This window comes from Xanthomonas sp. BRIP62415 (assembly GCF_003993515.1).
Lineage (GTDB): Bacteria > Pseudomonadota > Gammaproteobacteria > Xanthomonadales > Xanthomonadaceae > Xanthomonas > Xanthomonas euroxanthea.
Window position 1 is genome coordinate 226,951 of record NZ_QEZH01000018.1, and the last position, 21,877, is coordinate 248,827.

Sequence of the window (21,877 nt, forward strand, 5' to 3'; positions counted from 1 at the left end):
TGCCGCAGGCGCTCCGATGTTGGTCGTGCGCTGCGCAATTAGGGCGCCAACGGTGACGCGATACCACCGGGGTCGCGCAGCGACTGCGCTGATTGGACCGCCGATGGGAAGGTTGCAGGGTGCGACAAAATGCGTAAAAAAGCAGGAGCCCCGGTGGCCCGGGGCTCCCATACGCGACCTGCGGCGGAACCTTTCGACGAGGATGTGCAGGCCTCGGCAGTTATGACCGCCAGTTTGTGGCAAAGTTCCCACCCGCTGCGGCGCCCCCTGTCTGGTGCGCCGCAGCAACGGATGACCTCTGCCGGTTGTCTCGCAATTTGTCCCATTGCTATACTTTCGCGGCTCGACGAGGCGCATCTGCGCTTCCCACTCATTCACACGTAAGGTAACCGTAGTGCTGAACTCCGTTGACGCGGGTCGGCGGTTGATGCTGCGCGCTGCGGTATATCCGCTTGCCGCCGTAGCTATAACCAGTCTGGGGTTGCTGTTGGTCGGTCCCCGTTACTCTGCCGGTCTGGCATTGACCGGGTTTGCGACGGTGCTGGGCGGTTGGGTGGCAGCACGTACCGCGCTAGGTGGCGGTATTCAGGCAGCCGGCATTGCCATGGTCCGGCTGATTCTGGCGATGGTGTTGAAGTGGGTGTTGGTTTTCGTGGCGCTGGCGCTCGGCTTCGGCCTGTGGCGGCTGCCTCCTCTGGCCTTGCTGGCGGGTATCGCCATCGGGCTGATTTTTCAGGTTCTGGCTCTGGCCAGGCGTTGATTCGAACTTAAAGGGCTCCGGACACATGGCGGGCGAGGCAGCAACACCTACCTCCTATATCCAGCATCACTTGCAGAACCTGATCTATCCGGTTCGCGAGGGTGGCGGCACGTTTTGGACCATCCACGTCGACACCCTGGTCATGGCGGTGTTGATGGGCCTGGTCATGGTCCTGGCGTTCTGGACGGCGACCCGTAATGCCACCGCCGGCGTGCCGGGCAAGTGGCAGGCGTTCGTCGAGATCTGCCTGGAGTTCGTCGACCGCCAGGCCAAAGACACCTATCACGGCAGCAGCAAGCTGGTGACGCCGATCGCGATCACCATCTTCTTCTGGATCCTGTTGATGAACCTCATCAAGATGATCCCGGCCGATTTCATCGCCATCCCGCTGGGCTGGGCCGGTATCCACGCCTGGAAGCCGGTGCCGACCGCCGACGTCAATGCCACCCTGGGCATGTCGATCAGCGTGTTCTTCCTGATGATCGTGTTCTCGCTGCGCTCCAAGGGCGTGGGTGGCATGACCAAGGAATTCCTCACGGCGCCGTTCGGCAAGTGGATGATGCCGTTCAACCTGCTCTTGAACATCGTCGAGTGGCTGAGCAAGCCGATTTCGCTGGCGATGCGACTGTTCGGCAACATGTTCGGCGGCGAGATCGTCTTCCTGCTGATCTGGGTGCTGGGCGGTGCGGGCATCGCCGGCATGGTCGCTGGCGGCGTATTCGGCCTCGGCTGGATGCTGTTCCACCTGTTGGTGATTCCGCTGCAGGCCTTCATTTTCATGATGCTGTCGATCGTGTATCTGAGCCTTGCCGAAGACAGCCACTGAGTTTGCTGCACCCTTCATCTGCTTCATCCCGATTCATCCATCACCCTTAGAAACTTTCGTTCGGAGATCACCATGTACCTCGCCGTCCTGACCAACCTCGCTCAAGTCCAGAGCTCCACCGTCCTCGCCGTCGGCATCATGATCGGCCTGGCCGCGCTGGGTGCCGGCCTCGGTCTGGCCATCATGGCTGGCAAGTTCCTGGAATCTGCCGCGCGCCAGCCGGAACTGATCCCGGTGCTGCAGGTCCGCATGTTCATCACCGCCGGCCTGATCGACGCCGCGTTCATCATCAGCGTCGCTGTCGGCCTGCTGTTCGCCTTCGCCAACCCGCTGGCCCAGGTGTTCATCGAACGTCTGTCGCAGGCTGCCGGCTGATCCAGCGGTAGCAGGATGTGGAGGCAACCGCGTGCGGTTGCCCCCGCGGATGAAGGTCGGAAAGCGTCGCCCCGCGGTGGCGCTTTCACCCCTAAACAGCGATTGAGCGACCCATGGATATCACCCTTACCATCTTTGCCCAGGCGCTGGCCTTCGCCGGTCTGATCTGGATCGTCGCGACCAAGATCTGGCCGCCGCTGCTGCAGGCGATCGAAGAGCGTCAGCAAAAGATCGCTGAAGGTCTGGCTGCGGCCGATCGCAGTCAGAAGGATCTGGCGCAGGCGCAGGAAAAGGTCAACGAAGCACTGAAGGACGCACGCACCAAGGCCAACGAGATCATCGATCAGGCCCATGCGCGCGCCAACCAGATCATCGAAGCGGCCAAGCACGAGGCAATTGCCGAAGCCAACCGCCAGAAGGATCTGGCACAGACCGAGATCGACGCGTCCGCCACGCGTGCCCGCGAGGAACTGCGCAAGCAGGTGTCCGTGCTGGCCGTCAGCGGTGCCGAGAAGCTGCTCAAGCGCGAAATCGATGCCAACGCCCACAAGGCGCTGCTCGACGAGCTGGCGGCGGAGATTTAATCGATGAGTCAGGCCCTCACACTTGCCCGTCCGTACGGCCGCGCCGCGTTTGCGATCGCGCGTGAGGGCGGCAACTTCGCGCCCTGGTCCGATGCGCTGGCGTTTTCGGCGCAGGTGGCCGGCGACCCGCGCGTGGCCGCGCTGCTGCTCAACCCGGCGCTGCGCCAGGATCAGGCAGTGACGTTGCTGGCACCGCCGCAGGCGAGCGAAGACTATCTGCGTTTCCTCGGCCTGCTGGCCGACGCGCAGCGGCTGTCGCTGCTGCCGGAAGTGGCAGGACTGTACGAACAGCTGCGGGCCGACGCCGAACACGTCGTCAAGGCGACGGTGACCTCGGCGGCTGCAATGAGCCAGGCGGAACTGGACACGATCGCTGCTGCGCTGAAGAAGCGTTTCGGCCGCGAGGTGGACATCACCACCGCGGTGGATGCTTCGTTGATCGGCGGCGCGGTGATCGACACCGGCGACGTGGTCATCGACGGCTCGCTGAAGGGCAAGCTTGCGCGTCTGCAAAGCTCGCTCGCCCACTGAATTCACATAAACGCATGGCCCTCGCGGCCGGCACCTAGGACTGAACGATGGCAACCACGCTCAACCCCTCCGAAATCAGCGACCTGATCAAGACCCGCATCGAGGCGGTCAAGCTGTCCGCAGAGTCGCGCAACGAAGGCTCCGTGACCAGCGTGTCCGACGGCATCGTGCGCATCTTCGGCCTGGCCGACGTGATGCAGGGCGAAATGATCGAACTGCCGAACAACACCTTCGCGCTCGCGCTGAACCTGGAGCGCGATTCGGTCGGCGCCGTGGTGCTGGGCGATTACGAAAACCTGCGCGAAGGCGACGTGGCCAAGACCACCGGCCGCATCCTGGAAGTGCCGGTCGGTCCGGAGCTGCTCGGTCGCGTGGTCAACGCGCTGGGCGAGCCGATCGATGGCAAGGGCCCGCTGGGCGCCACCCAGACCGCACCGGTGGAGCGCGTGGCGCCGGGCGTGATCTGGCGCAAGTCGGTCGACCAGCCGGTGCAGACCGGCTACAAGTCGGTCGATGCGATGATTCCGATCGGCCGCGGCCAGCGCGAGCTGGTCATCGGCGACCGTCAGACCGGCAAGACCGCGCTGGCGATCGATGCGGTGATCAACCAGAAGGGCACCGGCATCAAGTGCGTGTACGTGGCGATCGGCCAGAAGGCCTCGACCGTTGCCAACATCGTGCGCAAGCTCGAAGAGAACGGCGCGCTGGCGCACACCGTGGTGGTGGCTGCGACCGCGTCCGAATCGGCCGCGATGCAGTACATCAGCCCGTATGCCGGCTGCACCATGGGCGAGTACTTCATGGACCGCGGTGAAGACGCGCTGATCGTGTACGACGACCTGTCCAAGCAGGCCGTGGCCTACCGCCAGATCTCGCTGCTGCTCAAGCGCCCGCCGGGTCGCGAAGCCTATCCGGGCGACGTGTTCTACCTGCACTCCCGCCTGCTCGAGCGCGCTGCGCGCGTTTCCGAGGAATACGTGGAGAAGTTCACCAACGGTGCGGTGACCGGCAAGACCGGTTCGCTGACCGCGCTGCCGATCATTGAAACGCAGGCCGGTGACGTGTCCGCGTTCGTGCCGACCAACGTGATCTCGATCACCGACGGCCAGATCTTCCTGGAAACCGACCTGTTCAACGCCGGTATCCGCCCGGCCGTGAACGCCGGTATCTCGGTGTCGCGCGTCGGTGGTGCGGCCCAGACCAAGATCATCAAGAAGCTGTCCGGCGGCATCCGTATCTCGCTGGCGCAGTACCGTGAGCTGGCGGCGTTCGCGCAGTTCGCCTCGGACCTGGACGAAGCCACCCGCAAGCAGCTCGAGCGCGGTCAGCGCGTCACCGAGCTGATGAAGCAGAAGCAGTACGCGCCGATGTCCATCGCCAACCAGGCGCTGTCGATCTACGCCGTCAACGAGGGTTACCTCGATGAAGTGCCGGTCAACAAGCTGCTGGCGTTCGAAGAAGGCCTGCACGCGCACTTCGCCAACACCCAGGGCGAGCTGATCTCCAAGATCAACGCCACCGGCGGCTGGGACAACGACATCGAAGCTGCCTTCAAGAAGGGCATCGAAGAGTTCAAGACCACGGGCAGCTGGTAAATCCAGCTGCGGGAATCGGGAATCGAGAATAGGGAATCGTCAAAGCGGGTTGGCTGTGCCAATTCCCGATTCACGATTCCCCATTCCCACTAAGCGAGCGAAGCGAGCGAGTATGGCAGGCGGACGCGAAATCAAAACCAAGATCAAGAGCGTGCAGAACACCCGCAAGGTGACGCGCGCGCTCGAAATGGTCTCGGCCTCCAAGATCCGCAAGGCGCAGGACCGCATGAAGACCTCGCGTCCGTACGCGCAGGCGATGAAGCAGGTGATCGGGCATCTGGCGCAGGCCAGCACCGACTACCAGCATCCGTTCCTGGTCGAGCGTGAGCAGGTCAAGCGGGTCGGCTACATCGTGATCTCTTCGGACCGCGGCCTGGCCGGCGGTCTGAACAACAACCTGTTCCGCAAGATGCTGGGCGAAGTGCGCCCGTGGCAGGACAAAGGTGCCGAGATCGACGTGGTGACCATCGGGCAGAAGGCCTCGGCGTTCTTCCGTCGCATCAAGGTCAACATGGTCGGCAGCGTCACCCATCTGGGTGACAGCCCGCAGATCGAGCAGTTGATCGGCGTGATCAAGGTGATGCTGGATGCCTTCGTCGAGGGCAAGGTGGACCGCGTGTATCTGGTCTACAACCGCTTCGTGAACACGATGACGCAGAAGGCCAGCTTCGATCAGCTGCTGCCGCTGCCGGCCGCCGAGCACAAGGTGGCCCACCACGATTGGGATTACCTGTACGAACCCGATGCCGCGACCGTGCTGGAGCACGTGATGACGCGTTACATCGAGTCGCTGGTGTACCAGGCCGTGCTGGAAAACGTGGCCTCCGAACATGCCGCGCGCATGGTGGCGATGAAGGCCGCCAGCGACAACGCCAACAAGATGATCGGCACCTTGCAACTGGTCTACAACAAGGCGCGCCAGGCGGCGATCACCCAGGAAATTTCGGAAATCGTCAGCGGCGCGGCCGCTGTGTAAGAGCAGCCGGGATTGGGGATTCGGGATTGGTAGGAGCGCAGCGGACTGCGCCCTTGCGAATCCCCAATCACGAATCCCAAATCACAAAATTCAACGAGATGGCATCTGCCACTCGGACAAAGCATAGCTAACCGGAGCAGCAAAATGAGTCAGGGCAAGATCGTTCAGATCATCGGCGCGGTCGTCGACGTCGAATTCCAGCGCAATGAAGTGCCGAAGGTCTATCACGCGTTGAAGGTCGATGGCACCGAAATCACCCTGGAAGTGCAGCAGCAGCTCGGCGACGGCGTCGTGCGCACCATTGCGCTCGGCTCCACCGACGGCCTGAAGCGCAACCTGCTGGCCACCAACACCGAGCGTGCGATTTCGGTGCCGGTCGGTGCCGGGACGCTGGGCCGCATCATGGACGTGCTGGGTCGCCCGATCGACGAAGCCGGCGACGTGCAGGCATCGGACCATTGGGAAATCCATCGCGCTGCGCCGTCGTACGAAGACCAGTCCTCCAGCACCGAGCTGCTGGAAACCGGCATCAAGGTCATCGACCTGATGTGCCCGTTCGCCAAGGGCGGCAAGGTCGGCCTGTTCGGCGGCGCCGGCGTCGGCAAGACCGTCAACATGATGGAGCTGATCAACAACATCGCCAAGGCGCACTCGGGTCTGTCCGTGTTCGCCGGCGTGGGCGAGCGTACCCGCGAGGGCAACGACTTCTACCACGAGATGAAAGACTCCAACGTGCTGGACAAGGTCGCGATGGTGTACGGCCAGATGAACGAGCCGCCGGGCAACCGTCTGCGCGTTGCGCTGACCGGCCTGACCATGGCCGAGTACTTCCGCGACGAGAAGGACGCCAGCGGCAAGGGCAAGGACGTGCTGCTGTTCGTCGACAACATCTACCGGTACACGCTGGCCGGTACCGAAGTGTCCGCGCTGCTCGGCCGCATGCCGTCGGCAGTGGGTTACCAGCCGACCCTGGCCGAGGAAATGGGCGTGTTGCAGGAGCGCATCACCTCGACCAAGAGCGGTTCGATCACCTCGATCCAGGCCGTGTACGTGCCCGCGGACGACCTGACCGACCCGTCGCCGGCGACCACCTTCGCCCACCTGGATTCCACCGTCACGCTGAGCCGTAACATTGCCTCGCTGGGTATCTACCCGGCGGTGGATCCGCTGGATTCCACCAGCCGCCAGATGGACCCGCTGGTGATCGGCCACGAGCATTACGACACCGCCCAGCGCGTCCAGCAGACCTTGCAGAAGTACAAGGAACTGAAGGACATCATCGCGATCCTGGGCATGGACGAGCTGAGCGAAGAAGACAAGCAGTCGGTCTCGCGCGCACGCAAGATCGAGCGCTTCTTCAGCCAGCCCTTCCACGTGGCCGAAGTGTTCACGGGCTCGCCGGGCAAGTACGTCTCGCTGAAGGACACCATCCGCGGCTTCAAGGCGATCTGCGACGGCGAGTACGACCACCTGCCGGAGCAGGCGTTCTACATGGTCGGCAGCATCGAAGAAGCCGTCGAGAAAGCCAACAAGATGAGCGCCAAGGCCTGATGGATCCCAGCCGCTATGCGGCTGGAATCGGGAATCGGGAATCGGGAATCGTAAAGGCGGGTCATCGGTAGGTCGGAATCGACAGGAAGAGGGAAAGCGTGCAGCCAGCCGCTCTTCCCAATCCCGATTCCCGATTCCCGATTCCCGCCTCACTACAGTGAGGCACCATGAGCACTATCCGTTGCGACATCGTCAGCGCCGAGAAGGAAATCTTCCACGGTGAGGCGACGCTGGTCGTGGCCACCGGCGAGCTGGGTGAGCTGGGCATCGCGCCCAAGCACGCGCCGCTGATCACGCGCCTGAAGCCGGGCAAGGTGGTGGTCACCACCGCCAATGGCGAACACCTGGACTTCGCCATTTCCGGCGGCATCCTGGAAGTGCAGCCGCAGGTGGTGACCGTGCTGGTCGACACCGCGGTGCGTGCCCAGGACATTGACGAAGCCGCCGTGCGCAAGGTCAAGGAAGAGGCCGAGCGTCTGCTGGCCAACCGTGGCGACACCGTGGACGTGGCCGATGCGCAGCGTCGGCTGGCCGAAGCGACCGTGCAGCTGCAGGCACTGGAACGGCTGCGTCGCACCCTCAAGCACTAAGCACGCGGGCTCGCGCCCGTTTGCGCGTTACGCGGTACCTGCTGCACCGCCACACCCAGGTGTGGAGTGAAAACGCCGACCCTCGTGTCGGCGTTTTCGTTTCTGGCGCTGCGCATGCGTGGGGCGGCTTGCAGGCTCGGGGACTGCAGGCACACTGCGTGGCTTGTGCTGTGCTGCCGGCGGCGCGGCATCTCACCTGCATATCGAGGAACACCCGATGACCCGGACGATCGATGACTTTCGTGGCTACGCGCTGAGCGGCCTGCTGGCCGTGGCGTTGCTGGGGTGTGCGCTGCCGGCACGCAGCCAGCCGCCGCTGGATCCATTGCTGGACCGCATCGTGCAACGCAACGCCATCGGCGATGCGGTGGCGCTGAGCAAGTGGGACAGCGGCAAGCCGGTGCTGGACCAGACCCGCGAGGCGGCGGTGCTGCAGAGCGTGCGCGAGCAGGCGCCTGCGCACGGGCTGGATGCCGACGATGCGGCGCGCTTCTTCGCTGCGCAGATCGAGGCCAACAAGTCGGTGCAGTACGCACTGCTGAACCACTGGCGCGAACGTGGGCGCGCGCCGGACACGGCGCGTCCGGATCTGGCGGGTCTGCGCACGCGTCTGGATCAGCTGCAAGGCGAACTGCTCGACGCACTGGCCGATGTCGCGCCGGCGCGTGCAGCGCCGCAATGCCCGGCCAATACCGCGCATGCCGCCGCCCGGTATGCGGCGCAATGGCAGCTGGACGCGCTGCATCGCGCGGCGCTGGTCCGCAGCCTGGGCGATTTCTGCCACTGATTCGCGTGGCGTCCAAGGCGGGCCATGCACGGCGCAGACCTCGGCGGTGCGGGTGACGGCAACGCCGATCGCGTTTTCTGTCAGTCCAACCCGGCACCGTTGTCGACGACTGCGCTGACGTCAGCGGGCTCGCTAGCGATACACCACGTGCCGGCCCAGGAAAAACGACACGATCGCCAGGCCACCTTCCACCAGCGGTTTGGCCAGCCAGGCCTGACGCAGGCCGACCAGGTCCACTGTCGCCGACAACAGCCAGGTGCTGATGAGGGTCAGTGCCAGCCACATCAGCGCAAAGCGACGGAAACGCGGCCAGCCCAGGCGTGCACCGCCGTCCTGGGCAAAGGTGTAGCGGCCGTTGAGCCAGAAGCCCAGCACCGCGCCACTGATCCGCCCGAGCAGGTTGGCCGGCACGGCAGGCATGCCGGCCGCGGTGGCGGCGATGAAGATGCCGCAATCCACCGCCAGCTGCAGGGCGCCAATGATCATGAATTGGCTGCCTTGGCGGAACAGACTCATGCAGGCCGGGTCATCGTGGAGGGGCGCTCATGCTAACGGCAGCGGCGCTTGAAAAGTGTCATCGTCGCGCGTGCTGCAGGCGGAACACGACGCATTGCCGGGACAGCGACTAGAATTTAGCGCTCCCACGTTCTGGAACGCTTCGATGACTCTGCCCTTGCACGTCGTGATCCTGGCCGCGGGCGAGGGCAAGCGCATGCGCTCGTCCCTGCCCAAGGTGCTGCAGCCGCTGGCAGGCCAGCCGATGCTGGCACATGTGATCGCCACCGCGCGGCAGCTGCAGCCGGCAGCGATCCATGTGGTGCACGGGCATGGCGGCGAGCAGGTGCAGGCGGCGTTCGCCGCGCAGGACGACCTGCACTGGGCCGAGCAGCGCCAGCAACTGGGCACCGGGCATGCGGTGCAACAGGCGATGGATGCGATTCCGGATGCGGCGACGGTGCTGGTGCTGTACGGCGATGTGCCGCTGATCCAGTGCCAGGACCTGCTGCAGCTGCTGCATGCACCCGGACGCATGGCGGTGCTGGTGGCCGATGTGCCCAATCCCACCGGGTACGGCCGCATCCTGCGCGATGCCGAAGGCAAGGTCGCCGCGATCGTCGAGCAGAAGGACGCCAATGACGAGCAGCGCCGCATCCGCACCATCAACACCGGCATCCTCACTGCCGAGTCCACGGCGCTGCGCCGCTGGCTGGGCGGTCTGTCCAACGAGAATGCACAGCGCGAGTTCTATCTCACCGACGTGTTCGCCAGCGCCGCTGCCGATTTCACTCCGGCCGACATGGTGCACGTGGCCGATGCGCAGGACGTGGAAGGCGCCAACGACCCCTGGCAGCTGGCGCAGCTGGAGCGCGCCTGGCAGCTGCGTGCGGCGCGTGCGCTCTGCCTGCAGGGCGTACGCATGGCCGACCCGGCGCGCGTGGAGCAGCGCGGCTCGGTGACGGTAGGCAGCGACGTGCAGCTGGACATCGATGTGGTCCTGGAAGGCAATGTGACACTGGGCGATGGCGTGGTGATCGGCCCCTTCGTGCGCTTGCGCGATGTGACGCTGGGCGCCGGCACGCAGGTCCGCGCGCACTGCGACCTGGAAGGCGTGGTGACCGAAGGGGCGGTGCAGATCGGCCCGTTCGCGCGGCTGCGTCCTGGCACCGTGCTGGCCGATGGCGTGCATATCGGCAACTTCGTCGAGACCAAGAAGGTCACAATGGGCGTGGGCAGCAAGGCCAACCATCTGACCTACCTGGGCGATGCGGTGATCGGCAGCAAGGTCAACATCGGCGCCGGCACCATCACCTGCAATTACGACGGGGTGAACAAGTCGCAGACCACCATCGGCGATGGCGCCTTCGTCGGGTCCAACAGCGCGTTGGTGGCACCGATCGAGATCGGCGCAATGGCCACCATCGGTGCGGGCTCGGTGATCACGCGCGATGCGCCGGCCGGCCAGCTCAGCGTGGCGCGCCCGCGGCAGACGGTGATCGAAGGTTGGGAACGCCCGACCAAGAAATAGCGTGTTTTCCAGGCGTGTGGCGTGGCTGCACGTCGCTGCAAGGGGCGGGCCGCCGCTGTGCAGCGGTGCCGTGCACAGGCCACGCCCGCCACGACCGATCACGAGGTGCACGATGCAAACGTCACGTTGCGCGTTGTGGGTGACATTACTGCTGACATTGGCGGCACTGCTGCCCATGTCAGCCCATGCGCAGACCTACCGGCTGTATCTGGCGCCGGACGGCAACGATGCGGCGGCGGGCACCAGCGCAGCGACCGCGTTGCGGAGCCTGGCGGCTGCCCAGCAACGGCTGCTGGAGCAGCGGCCGGGCGGTGCGGTGGACGTGGTGATTGCCGCAGGCACGTATCTGCGGCAGTCGGTGCAATGGACCTTCACCAACGGGGCGCCCATTCGCTTCATCGCTGCGCCGGATGCGGCCGCGCCACCGTGGTTCGACGGACGCGGCGGTGCGACCTGGTTCACGCTGAAGGGCGGTGGTGATGCCGCCACCCGGCTGACCTTCGCCGGGTTGAAGGTCAGCAATTACTGGATGGCGATGGACCTGGGCAGCAGCAAGCGCAGCGCCGACGGCAACAGCGGCAACGTCATCCGCAACATGACCTTCGAGCGGATCGGTGGCATCCATGGCAGCAGCAGCGAGGCCGCCTATTCGTTCGCGGCGATCCGCCTGCAGAACTCGCGCGACAACCGCATCGAACGCAATCGCTTTGTGTCCATCGAAAACGACACCCGGACCTCGGGTTTCGTGCACGCGATCTACCTGGCGCGCCACTCCTCCGGAAACCGCATCGAAGGCAATACCTTCACCGAGGTCAACGGCGATGCCGTGCGTACCCGCGATGCCTCCGACAATACCTACGTGGCGACCAATCGTTTTGTCCGGGCCGGCAAGTACGCGGCGTTTTCGGACTGGATCAAGCCCGATGGCGAATGTCCGTCGCAAGGCGGGCAGTTCGTCGACAACACCGTGGGAGCCGGCTATTACGGCGCCATCGCCGCCACCCGCACCAGCGGTGCCGACGATGCCTGCGGTGCGTTGAAACAGCCACGGATCCAGGAGCGCGGGACGCTGCGCGGCGATTGAACGCTGCGATCGCTTGCAACGCGCTAGCCGGTCGCCGCCGCCGCCGGCAGCAGCAAGGTGACGCACAAGCCGCCGTGTTCGCGGTTATGCAGCGAGATACGTCCGCCGTGCGCTTCGGCGATCTCGCGGGTGAGCGCAAGCCCGAGCCCGGTGCCATTGCGCTTGGTCGAGTAGAACGGCATCAGTGCGTTATGCAACACGGCCTCGTTCATGCCGTTGCCGCGGTCCAGCACTTCGATCCGCAGCCATTGCGGCACGCGCGTGACGCGGACGGCGACATCCCTGTTGGGCGGCTGCGCTTCGCTGCAGGCCTCGTGCGCGTTCTTGAGCAGGTTGAGCAGCGCCTGCTCGATCTGCGCGGCATCGATGCGGCTGGAGACATCGCTCAGTGCGCCTTGCAGCTGGAACGGAATCTGCTGCCGCAAACGTTCCAGGAACGGCGCCCATTCAATGGTCTGCAATTGCGGCTGCGGCAGCTTGGCAAACCGCGCGTAGCCGCGGATGAAACCTTCCAGATGACGGGCGCGTTCTTCGATGGTTTCGAACACCGTGCCGAGCCGGTCGGTGCGTTCGCGGCGCAGCAACTCGGCGCCGGAATGCGCCAGCGAGGCGATCGGTGCGAGCGAGTTGTTCAATTCATGGCTGATCACGCGGATGACCTTTTTCCAGGTCTGCACTTCCTGGCGCCGCAATTCGGTGGTCAAGGTGCGGATCAGCAACAGCTCGTGGCCGCGTCCATTGAGATGGAAACTGCGGCGTGACAGGTGATAGATCTGCTCGTCGTCTTCGTCATCGCCGTCCTCGCGCACCGCGAACAGGCAATCGCCGCCGCGTGCCAGCGCATCGCGCAGTTCGCCGGGCATGCGCGCGAGCACGTCGTCCAGGTGCTGGCCTTCGAGCTTGCGGCCGTCGTGCAACAGCTTGCGTGCAGCATTGTTGGAGAAACCGATGCGGCGCACGCCATCGCCCCCGGCCACGACCAACAGCATCGCCACCGGGGTGTTCTGCAACATGGTGTCGAGCATCAGTTCGCGTTGCACCAGATTGCGCCGCTGCGCGCGCAGCACCTCGCCCAGTTCCGCATGCGCCTGCACCAGTTGCGCCAGTTCGTCGCTGCCGCGCCAGTACACGCCGAAGTTGTATTCGCCATCGCGGTAGCTGCTGGTGGTGCCGGCCAGGGCGCGGAACAGCGAGCGCATCGGTGCAGTGGCGCGTTGCAGGCTCCACCACATCGTCGCCAGCAGCACGATGGCGGAGATCACTGCCACTTCCCAGCCGTGATCCAGCCAGTACGCGGTGAACCAGGGCAGGGCGGCGGCCAGCACCAGCACCGGCAGCAGGCGCAGGAACAGCGAGAAGGTGAAGGAACGTGGCTGCCACATGCTCAGGCTTACTCCTGGCTGATGCCGTAGCGGTCCATGCGCCGGTACAGCGCCTGCCGGCTCAGCCCCAGCTCGGCGGCGGCCTGGGCGATGACGCCCTGCGCGCGCGCCAGCGCCTGCTCGATCCGGGCGCGATCCGGCTCGCCGGCGGTCGGCGCGGCCGGGCGCGCTGCGGCCGCGCGCGGCAGGTTCAGATCGCTGGCTTCGATGCGCGCACCTTGCGCGAGCAGGGACGCACGTTGCAGCACGTTGCGCAGCTCGCGCACGTTGCCGGGCCAGGCGTGCCGTTGCAAGGCATCGCGTGCCTGTGTGGACAAGGGTTTTTCGCCGGCCAGGAAGTGCTCGGCCAACGGGCCGATATCGCCAGGGCGTTCGGCCAGGGCCGGCAACGCGATTTCCACCGTGTTGAGGCGGTAGTACAGATCTTCGCGGAAGCTGCCATCGCGGATCATCGCCGGCAGATCGGCGTTGGTGGCGCTGATCACCCGCACCTTGGCATGACGTTCGCGGTTGGAGCCCAGGCGCTCGTAACGGCCGGTCTCCAGCACGCGCAGCAGCTTCATCTGCCCGGCCAGCGGCAGGTTGCCGATTTCGTCCAGAAACAGCGTGCCGCCATCGGCGGCTTCGAACTTGCCCTCGCGCGCCTTGTTGGCGCCGGTGTATGCGCCGGCCTCGGCGCCGAACAGCTCCGCTTCGATCAGTTCGCCAGGCAACGCGCCGCAATTGAGCGCAATGAAGGGGCCGTGCCTGGCAGGTGAGTTGGCCTGGATGATCTCGGCGATCTTCTCCTTGCCGCTGCCGTTGGGGCCGGTGATCAGCACCGGCAGGTCCGAGCGTGCGACCTGGCAGGCGAGCGCGATTGCGCGTTCGCTGGCCGGGTCGGCGAACACCGCCCCGCGCAGATCGTAACGCTGGGTCAGTTGCTCACGGCCGCGCCGCTCGCGCGCGCGCCGACGTTCCAGCTCGCGGCGCGCTTCGGACAGCTCCAGCAGGTTGTTGACCGTGGTCAGCAGCTTGGTGTCGTCCCAGGGCTTGGCGATGTAGTCGGCTGCCCCGGCCTTGACCAGGCCCACCGCGCTGCCCAGGTGGGTCCAGGCGGTGAGCAGGATTACCGGCAGGTCCGGGTGGCGCTGACGGATCTGGGTGAATAGCGCTTCGCCTTCCTCGCCGGAGGTGGTGTCGGCAGTGAAGTTCATGTCCTGGATCACCAGGTCGAACACCTGCTCGTCCAGCAGCGCCAACCCGGCCTGCGGCGAATGCGCGTGCCGCGCCTCGATGTCGTGCAAGGAAAACAGCACCTCCAGCGCGGTGGCCACGGCGGTGTTGTCGTCGATGATCAGGATCTGCGGCATCGGGAACCTTGTTGGAGTGCGAGGGCGAACGGACGGACGAGGTTGACAGATCGCATCATCGCAGCAGCAGGCAGGATTGTCGTGCCGGCATCCGGCAGGCCGGGCGCCTCATGCACTACGTGTCGCAATCGCCGGGGCCACTGCCGCAGCGCGTCGTGCAGGCCACAGCACCGCAAGCTGGCCGAGCAGCAGCACGGTCACCGCACCGGCGGGTAAGTAAAGTGGCGGCAGGGGCACCGCGTCGTAACGGAGCATCAGCCATTGGTTGAGCAGCACTGCCAACAGCATGCCCAGGGCGCTGCCGCTGCCGACGATCAGCAGGTTTTCCGCCTGGAAGTAACGCAGGATATCGCCACGGGTTGCACCAATGGCGCGACGGATGCCGATCTGTCGCGTCCGCTGCTGGACCCAGAAACTGGCCAGTCCTCCGATGCCCAGGGCGGTGACAAACAGCAGGCCCGTGGTCGCCGCAAGCAACAGGCCGATCATCGTCGTATCGCGTTGGAAATAGCGTGCGCGTATCTGCGCAAAACTGCGTTGCTTGTCGCCCGGGACCATCCGCAACGGGCCGGATCTGGCCAGCACGCCGGCCACCTGCGCCAGCACGCGACCGCGGTCCTCCGGCGCGCTGCGCAATAGATAGTGCGTCTGATTGCCGCTGGGGAGTTGCGGCGACAAGGCCACCAGATGATCGAGCTCGGGCTTGCGCAGCCTTGGCCGCAGCAGGTCCTCCACCACGCCGACGACGGTGCTTTGGCTGTCCCATCCGTACAGCGTTTTGCCAACGGCCAGCTGATCTGGCCAGAGTTGCTGCGCCAGCGAGCGGGTGACGATGATCGCGCCCGGCGTGGCGCCGGAATACTCGTCCGGTCGAAAATCGCGGCCGGCGATCAGGCGTGCGCCCATGGCCTGCACGAAGCCGGGCGAGCCGGTGTAGTAGCTGGCGTCGACGCAGCCGGCAGCGCCGCTGGATCGCAGTGCGATTGCGCGCTCCAGTGCGCGTTGATCGGCACAGATGCCGCTGTCGTCGGCGCCACCCGACAACGGCAGCGTCGCTCCGATTGCGGTGGCTGCCGTGACCCCGGAAATGCCGCGCAGCGCGATCAGGTCCGCCTGCCATTGCGCTGGCGCATCGGCCTTGGCGTGCAGGCCGCGAACGGTGACCAGCGATACTTCGTCTTCGGGCAAGCCGGTCGCCGTGCGCAGTCTGTCGATCCGGTCGTCGATCAGGAATACCGCATTGGTGACGAATGCACAGGTCAGCGCCACCTGCAGGGCCAACAGCCCGGCGGTGAGGCGGTGGTGTCCCAAGCTGGAAAGAATCGGGCGAAGTGGCAGGCGCATCTCAGAGGTCCTTGACCTGCAGGGCCGGGTTGATGCGGCTGGCCCGCCAGGCCGGCAGCAGTCCTGCAAGCAGTGCGGCGACGATGGCAAGCGCCACGGTGGTCAGCAGCATTGGTGCATCCAGGTGCGCCAACGCGGCATAGTCGTCGGGCCGCTGGCGCACGCTCCAGAGCCCCACTTCGGCGATCGCGGTCCCCAGCAGGCCGCCCACGACGCCGATCAGCGCCGCTTCGGTGCCAAACTGCAACATCACGTGGCCGCGGCGCGCGCCAAGTGCGCGGCGCACGCCAATCTCGCCACGGCGGCGCAGGAATTTCGCCAGCAACAACGCAATCACGTTGATCAGGCAGATCCACAGAAACCCCAAGGCCAGCAGCGTCTGCAGGCGCAGGTCGTTGGGCACCATCTGCAGGTGTTTCAGCCAGTCCATCAGCGAATACAGTCGTGCCGTCTGCGGTGGCCGCTGAAAGCGCCCGCTGGCGTGTTGAGTCGCAGCATAGTCGTAGAGAAAACGCTCGTATGCGGCCACCTGTTGCGGGGTATCCAGTTGCACCCAGAACTGCAGCCAGCTGGTGGATGGGGTGTGGAGTTGTCTGACGCCGCTGTCGCTGCGCGTCTCCCAACTGCTGATGCTGGTGCCGGCGTCCAGCTCAAGCTGCATCGCGGTCGAGAGCGGCAGAAAGAAATCGTCCTGGTCGCCAAAGGCGCCCTTGCGGCTTGGGTCGGCATAAAAGAGCGGTTGCGGATTCCATTTGGCAAGGACGCCAATAACGCGAAGACCGATGCGCTGCTCGCCGACGGCGACGGTCTGGCCGATTGGATTGCGTGAACCGAACAAGGTGTTTGCAAGCTGCTGGCTCAACACGATCACGCGCGCGTGGTTCTGGTCGTCCTGCCCGCTCCAGCCGCGCCCACGTTGCAGCGGGATGCCGAACAGCGCAAAGAACCCTGCAGTGGCATAGCGGCCGTTGAGGTCGAGTGGGGCTGTGGCGGCCTGCACCGGCCAGATCAGCGTTTGCCCGCTCGCCATTGCCGCTTGATGGACGGCCGGCCCTGCACGTAGCAGGGCTATCGCATCTGGCCAGGTCAGATTGTCCGACGGGTCGCCCCATTCCCGCGTGCGTGGAAGGTCCAGGGGCAGCGGATCCAGATGTGGGGTGTAGAGCAGCTGACTTCTGCCTGGCAGCGGATCGCGCGACATGACATGCAGGACCGTCAGCATGGTCATGCTCGCACCGATGCCCAGACCGATTGCCAGTACCACCAGGGTGCTGGCGATCGGGGTGCGCAACAGGCTGCGCCAGGCCAGTTGCAGGCAGTAACGCAACATCACCGGACGTCTTTGCGGGGTTCGATCGGCATCTGTGTCACCTCACGCGCTGCGCGTGGCCACTGCCGGCGGCACCAGCGCGGCGCGCCGGGCGGGCCAGAACACGGCGATCTGGCCCAGCGCCCAGAGCAGTAGCGCACCGATCGGCAGATACAGCACCGGCAGGCGTGGCAACTCGTAGCGGTCCATCAGCCAGATATTGATCGAGTACGCCAGCAACATGCCGAGCACGATGCCGACCGAGGCCAGCAGGAAGTTCTCGATCTGGAAGTAGCGCAGGATCTGCCCGCGTGTAGCGCCCAGTGCGCGACGGATGCCGATCTGCTTGGTGCGTTGCTGCACCCAGAAGCTGGCCAGGCCGACGATGCCCAGTGCGGTGACGATCAGCAGTGCGATACAGACCGCGCCAAGTAGCCACACCATTGCGCGATCATTCTCGAAATATTCCGTCCGAATGTCGCTGTACGTCTCTTGTTTCAGGACCAGCCGGCTATTGTCTAATTTCATCAGCGCAGCGACGGCAGATTGCAGCACTTCTGCCCGCCGCGTTGGGTCGGTGACACGAATGATGTACTGGCCTGCGGTGTAGTCGATGCGCAGTGGCAGCAACATCGAGTAATTGCTTTGATCAACACCGCCGGCGCTGTTGTTGGTGGGGCGTGCCAGTGTCTGCACGATGCCGATGATGTGGAGTGCGGTATCGCCTGCATAGACTGTCTTTCCCAATGCATTTTGCGAGGGGAATAGCTTGTCGGCCATGCGCTGGGTGATGATCACTGACAGGCCTTTTTGGTCGATGGACCTGTCGTTATTGGCCTGTGCCATATCGATGAATTCGCTTGCGGTGAAGTCACGCCCCGCCACCAGTTGCAGGCCAAGCGTGCCGAGGGTGCCTTCGCTGGCCATGTATTGCGCAGCGCTAAGTGTCTGGCGCTCTTGTTCACGCGTCAGAGAGATGCTGCTGTTCCATGAATAATGCACAAAGGGAATCTGGTTGATGACGATCGCGCTGCGGACACCTGGCAGGCTGCGCAGTGCAGCCAGGTCTTCGCGTGTGCGCGCTTCTGCATTGACCTGGGTGCCGATGCCTCCCAATTGGATGCTGACCAGTTCCGATTCGGCGATGCCGCTGGGTTGCTGCAGCGTCTCGATGCGGTTGCCGATCAAGAACATGGCATTGCAGATGATGGCGCAGGCGAGTGCGATCTCGAGCACGATCAATGCTGCTGCGGTCTTGTGACGGCGCAGGGTGGAAATGATGGGGCGGATGTCCATGGGCGGTACCTTCGGATAAGAGGCCGTGCCCGCCGCTGGGCGGCGGGCCTGGTGGTCAGGACGCTTTGAGCTGTAGCGCGGGCGCAACCTGGATGGCACGCCAGGAGGGCAGCAAGCCGGCCAACAGGCTGGCAACGAGCGCCAATGCGAAGGTGAGCAACAACATCTTCGGATCCAGGTGCGCAAGCTTGGCGTAGTCGACAGGTTGTTGGCGCACGACCCACAACCCCAACCATGCCAGCCCAAGCCCTGCCATGCCGCCTGCAAGTCCGATGGTTCCGGCTTCGACTAGGCATTGCGCAAAGATGGCGCCGCGTGAGGCACCCAGGGCGCGACGCACGCCGATCTCTCCACTGCGGCGCAGGAACTTGGCGAGTAACAACCCTACGGTATTGAGCAGGCACACCAGCAGGAAGCCCATCGCCAGCCACAGCTGCAGTCGGACGTCGCTCGGGACCACTTCCTTGTAGTCCAGCCACTCCATCACGTTGCGCAGGCGGGTATTGTTCGGACGTTCAAAGCGCCCTGCAGCGCGCTGCTGATCGGAGTAGTTATCCAGGTAGGCTTTGTAGTCGCCGGCCTGCGCTGGGCTGTCAAGCTCCACCCAGTACTGCATCCATGTGCAGGATGCGTTGAGCGCTGTCTGATCGCTGTTGTCGTTTTTACCGTAGCAATTCATACCGCCGTAATGGTCCATCTTCAGATCCATTGCGACGGAGAATGGCAGATACACTTGCTCGTTCGAGCCGTAGCTGTTGGTGACATCATAGAAACGTGGGTTGACTTTCCAGTCATTGAGAACACCAACGATACGAAAGGTGTTCTTGTCCATGCGCAGGTCGCGGCCGATACTATTGCTGCCGTCGAACAGTTTGTCGTTGAGTTCCTTGGTGATCACCGCAACCCGTTCGTGGCCCGCGTCGCTACCGGCCGACCAGCCTTGGCCATACAGGAAAGGCGTTTCGAACATCGGGAAGAAATCTGCCGACGTAAAGCGCACTTCCGATTTGAAGGCAGTCATACCGTTCTTGTCGGGCTCGATCGCCACTCTTCCACCGGTCATCAGCGCTTGCCGTTTTGCACGTTTTTCGCGCAGCAGCGTTTCGGCATCGAAGCGAGTGACCTGGTCGCCAGGCTCTTCTCCCGGCTGGTAGCCTGCCTTGGGGTATGGATCCACCAAGGCGCTGAACAACCGATCGCTTTTTTGCGGAATCGGATCACCCGACAGCACATAGAACACCGTCAAGGTGGTCATGCTGGCGCCGATGCCCAGCGCGATCGCAAGCACCATCAGTGCGGTCAGTATCTTGTTGCGGCGGAAGCTGCGTAACGCCAGATTGAAGTAGTAGCCGAACATGGGATGTGCCTCTTATTCGGCCAGGGTGGGGGCGCTGTGGCGCGCGCGCATCAGGGCGGGGTTGCGTTCCAGATCGGTGGCCTGGCCGTCGACGATGTGCACGTTGCGCTGCGCGCGTGCGGCCAGTTCCGGGTCGTGGGTGACCATCACGATGGTGGTGCCCTGGCTGTTGATCTCTTCCAGCAGTTCCATCACCCCGCGTGCCATCTGCGAGTCGAGGTTGCCGGTGGGTTCGTCGGCCAGCAGCAGGCGCGGGCTGCCGGCCAATGCGCGGGCGATGGCGGCACGTTGCTGCTGGCCGCCCGACAGTTCGGTGGGGTAGTGCTTCAGGCGCGAGCCCAGGCCGACCTTGGTCAAGGCCTCTTCGATGCGCTGCTTGCGCTCGGCCGCAGCCATGCCGCGATAACGCAGCGGCACATCGACGTTGTCGAACAGGTTGAGGTCGGGAATCAGGTTGAAGCCCTGGAAGATGAAACCGATCTTGCGGTTGCGCAGGCGCGAACGCGCATCGTCGGACAGATGGCTGACGTCCTCGCCGTCGAGCAGGTACTGCCCGCTGGTGAAGGTCTCCAGCAGCCCGGCCAGGTTGAGGAAGGTGGTCTTGCCCGAGCCCGAAGGGCCGGTGACGGCGACGAATTCGCCTTCGCGCACATGCAGGTCCAGCGAACGCAGTGCATGCGTTTCCACCTGTTCGGTGCGGAAGACCTTGGAGACCGATTGCATCTTGAGCATTGCCGAGTCCTTTGCAAGAGAGGTAGGTGCGAAAGAGCTTTAGAGTGGCGACCGCAACGTGGCGCGCGGTCGTCCGGCGTGTGTAAGGCTGCGTAGTGGCCGCTTTCTAGTGGACGGTGACGCGTGGCGCATCGCCAAAGTTGTCTGCACCGGAGACCACCACGCGGTCGCCGGCCTGCAGCCCGGACAGCACCTGCACCTCGCCCAGGCTGCTGACACCCATGCGCACCGGTCGGCGCACCGCGGTGTTGCCATCCATCACGTAGGCGTAGCTGCCGCCGGATTGTTCGACGAACGGGCCGCGCTCGACCTTGAGCACGTCGCGGCGCGTGTCCATCACCACCCGTGCGCTCATGCGCTGGCTCTGGCGCAGGCCCGGCGGCTGCTTGTCGGCAAAGCGGATGCGTGCGGTGACTTCGCCGTTGACCACTTCCGGCGACACCGCCGAGATGGCGCCGGGGAACGGTTCGCCGCTGCCGCTGGTGAGCTGCGCCGGCATGCCGATGGCCAGGTCGCGCGCAAAACTTTCCGGCACCTTGATCTCGACTTCGAACTTGGACAGATCCACCACGCCCAGGATCGGCGCGTTTGCCGCGACCTGGGTGTGCTGCACCGCCTGCACCTGGCCGACCTGGCCATCGAACGGCGACAGCAGCGTGAGCGCATCGACCTGGCGCTGCACTTCGGCCACCACCGCGCGCTGGCGGTCGGCGAGCAGGCGCTTGTTGCGCGAATCCAGGTCTGCCCCCTGGCTCTTCAGCGATGCGTCGCGCTCGGCGTGCTGCAGGTCGATGTCGGTCTTCTTCAAGGTGTCCTGCGCCTTGGCCAGTTCCACCTGCGGCACCGCGCCGCCATCGTAGCCGCGCTGGTAGCGCTCCAGGTCGCGCGCGGCAGCCTGCTTGTCGATCTTGGCCTGGTCGGTGAGCTTGCTGGCGTTGGCGCGGGCCAGCGTGGCGTCCAGCCCGGCGCGGCTGGATTCGGCTTCCAGGCCTGCCAGCGTGGCCTGCTCCTGGGCCAGCTTGCTGCGCAGTTCCGGGCTGTCGATGCGCGCCAGCTCCTGGCCCTGCTTGACCACGTCGCCGGCCACCACGCTCAGCGTCACCGTGCCGGCCGAGATGGCGTACAGCACGGGGCTGTTGGCGGCGATGACGCGGCCATCGGCGGCGATGTCGCGCACCAGGTCACCCTGGCTGACGGTGGCGATCCGCACCCGGCTGGCATCGAACGAACGGCTGCCGGCGCTCCACGCGGTGACCGCCCAGCCAATGCCGGCCAGTACCGCGACCACGGCGACGCCGGGCCATAGCCAACGGCGCCAGGGCGCGTGCCGGGCGGGTGTACGGAGAACCTGGTCCTGGGCGGAGGTATCGCGAATCATGGTCGGCTGGCTCGGTGGCGTCACTGCGATAAAGCAGGACGT

General features: G+C 64.9%; 21 protein-coding genes. 12 read left to right on the top strand and 9 right to left on the bottom strand.

What is annotated here, in order from left to right; all coding sequences use genetic code 11:
• Positions 1-394: 394 nt before the first annotated feature.
• The 10 genes from EO141_RS06875 (at position 395) to EO141_RS06920 (ending at position 8,575) form a co-directional block, all read left to right on the top strand.
• A complete protein-coding gene (locus EO141_RS06875; RefSeq protein ID WP_016901016.1) occupies positions 395-760 on the top strand; it encodes a hypothetical protein in 366 nt (121 codons plus the stop codon).
• Positions 761-785: 25 nt separating this feature from the next.
• Positions 786-1,586, top strand: coding sequence for a F0F1 ATP synthase subunit A (gene atpB / locus EO141_RS06880; protein WP_039421795.1), 801 nt, complete (start codon positions 786-788; stop codon positions 1,584-1,586).
• Positions 1,587-1,658: 72 nt separating this feature from the next.
• Complete coding sequence (gene atpE / locus EO141_RS06885; RefSeq protein ID WP_002814105.1) at positions 1,659-1,961, top strand: F0F1 ATP synthase subunit C; 303 nt, start codon at positions 1,659-1,661, stop codon at positions 1,959-1,961.
• 113 nt (positions 1,962-2,074) lie between these two features.
• Positions 2,075-2,545 carry a F0F1 ATP synthase subunit B gene (locus EO141_RS06890; RefSeq protein WP_016901014.1) on the top strand — a complete coding sequence of 157 codons (471 nt, stop codon included), beginning with the start codon at positions 2,075-2,077 and terminating at the stop codon, positions 2,543-2,545.
• A 3-nt stretch (positions 2,546-2,548) separates the two neighbouring features.
• The gene (locus EO141_RS06895; RefSeq protein WP_104583245.1) at positions 2,549-3,076 is read left to right on the top strand and encodes a F0F1 ATP synthase subunit delta; all 528 of its coding nucleotides are present in this window, start codon (positions 2,549-2,551) and stop codon (positions 3,074-3,076) included.
• Between the two features lie 47 nt (positions 3,077-3,123).
• Positions 3,124-4,671 carry a F0F1 ATP synthase subunit alpha gene (gene atpA, locus EO141_RS06900; protein ID WP_104535126.1) on the top strand — a complete coding sequence of 516 codons (1,548 nt, stop codon included), beginning with the start codon at positions 3,124-3,126 and terminating at the stop codon, positions 4,669-4,671.
• Between the two features lie 112 nt (positions 4,672-4,783).
• The gene (gene atpG, locus EO141_RS06905) at positions 4,784-5,647 is read left to right on the top strand and encodes a F0F1 ATP synthase subunit gamma (protein WP_065032896.1); all 864 of its coding nucleotides are present in this window, start codon (positions 4,784-4,786) and stop codon (positions 5,645-5,647) included.
• A 144-nt stretch (positions 5,648-5,791) separates the two neighbouring features.
• Positions 5,792-7,198, top strand: coding sequence for a F0F1 ATP synthase subunit beta (gene atpD / locus EO141_RS06910; RefSeq protein ID WP_104583247.1), 1,407 nt, complete (start codon positions 5,792-5,794; stop codon positions 7,196-7,198).
• 167 nt (positions 7,199-7,365) lie between these two features.
• Positions 7,366-7,788 carry a F0F1 ATP synthase subunit epsilon gene (locus EO141_RS06915; RefSeq protein WP_104583248.1) on the top strand — a complete coding sequence of 141 codons (423 nt, stop codon included), beginning with the start codon at positions 7,366-7,368 and terminating at the stop codon, positions 7,786-7,788.
• A 217-nt stretch (positions 7,789-8,005) separates the two neighbouring features.
• Positions 8,006-8,575, top strand: coding sequence for a chorismate mutase (locus tag EO141_RS06920; RefSeq protein ID WP_104649357.1), 570 nt, complete (start codon positions 8,006-8,008; stop codon positions 8,573-8,575).
• A gap of 132 nt (positions 8,576-8,707) precedes the next feature.
• Here EO141_RS06920 and EO141_RS06925 read toward each other — a convergent pair whose 3' ends face one another.
• Positions 8,708-9,091 (bottom strand): GtrA family protein, encoded by a 384-nt coding sequence (locus EO141_RS06925; protein WP_104583250.1) that lies wholly within the window; start codon positions 9,089-9,091, stop codon positions 8,708-8,710.
• A 145-nt stretch (positions 9,092-9,236) separates the two neighbouring features.
• Here EO141_RS06925 and glmU point away from each other — a divergent pair, with 145 nt between their 5' ends.
• A complete protein-coding gene (glmU, locus tag EO141_RS06930) occupies positions 9,237-10,601 on the top strand; it encodes a bifunctional UDP-N-acetylglucosamine diphosphorylase/glucosamine-1-phosphate N-acetyltransferase GlmU (RefSeq protein ID WP_127168805.1) in 1,365 nt (454 codons plus the stop codon).
• Between the two features lie 112 nt (positions 10,602-10,713).
• Positions 10,714-11,685, top strand: a complete 972-nt coding sequence (locus EO141_RS06935; protein WP_127168806.1) for a NosD domain-containing protein — start codon at positions 10,714-10,716, stop codon at positions 11,683-11,685.
• 23 nt (positions 11,686-11,708) lie between these two features.
• Here the strand turns inward: EO141_RS06935 and EO141_RS06940 are convergent, their stop codons facing one another.
• The 8 genes from EO141_RS06940 to EO141_RS06975 all read right to left on the bottom strand — a co-directional run bounded on the left by EO141_RS06940 (position 11,709) and on the right by EO141_RS06975 (position 21,835).
• Positions 11,709-13,067, bottom strand: coding sequence for a HAMP domain-containing sensor histidine kinase (locus EO141_RS06940; protein WP_127168807.1), 1,359 nt, complete (start codon positions 13,065-13,067; stop codon positions 11,709-11,711).
• Between the two features lie 8 nt (positions 13,068-13,075).
• The gene (locus tag EO141_RS06945; protein WP_127168808.1) at positions 13,076-14,419 is read right to left on the bottom strand and encodes a sigma-54 dependent transcriptional regulator; all 1,344 of its coding nucleotides are present in this window, start codon (positions 14,417-14,419) and stop codon (positions 13,076-13,078) included.
• Between the two features lie 108 nt (positions 14,420-14,527).
• Entirely contained in the window at positions 14,528-15,763 is a 1,236-nt protein-coding gene (locus EO141_RS06950) for an FtsX-like permease family protein (RefSeq protein WP_127168809.1), read from the bottom strand.
• 1 nt (position 15,764) lies between these two features.
• The gene (locus EO141_RS06955) at positions 15,765-17,093 is read right to left on the bottom strand and encodes an ABC transporter permease (protein WP_127168810.1); all 1,329 of its coding nucleotides are present in this window, start codon (positions 17,091-17,093) and stop codon (positions 15,765-15,767) included.
• 42 nt (positions 17,094-17,135) lie between these two features.
• Positions 17,136-18,368 (bottom strand): FtsX-like permease family protein, encoded by a 1,233-nt coding sequence (locus EO141_RS06960; protein ID WP_119128298.1) that lies wholly within the window; start codon positions 18,366-18,368, stop codon positions 17,136-17,138.
• Positions 18,369-18,423: 55 nt separating this feature from the next.
• Positions 18,424-19,725 (bottom strand): ABC transporter permease, encoded by a 1,302-nt coding sequence (locus tag EO141_RS06965; RefSeq protein ID WP_127168811.1) that lies wholly within the window; start codon positions 19,723-19,725, stop codon positions 18,424-18,426.
• Between the two features lie 12 nt (positions 19,726-19,737).
• Positions 19,738-20,457 carry an ABC transporter ATP-binding protein gene (locus EO141_RS06970; protein WP_104583259.1) on the bottom strand — a complete coding sequence of 240 codons (720 nt, stop codon included), beginning with the start codon at positions 20,455-20,457 and terminating at the stop codon, positions 19,738-19,740.
• Positions 20,458-20,563: 106 nt separating this feature from the next.
• On the bottom strand, positions 20,564-21,835 hold the full coding sequence (locus EO141_RS06975) for an efflux RND transporter periplasmic adaptor subunit (protein ID WP_127168812.1): 1,272 nt from the start codon (positions 21,833-21,835) through the stop codon (positions 20,564-20,566).
• Between the last annotated feature and the right edge of the window lie 42 nt (positions 21,836-21,877).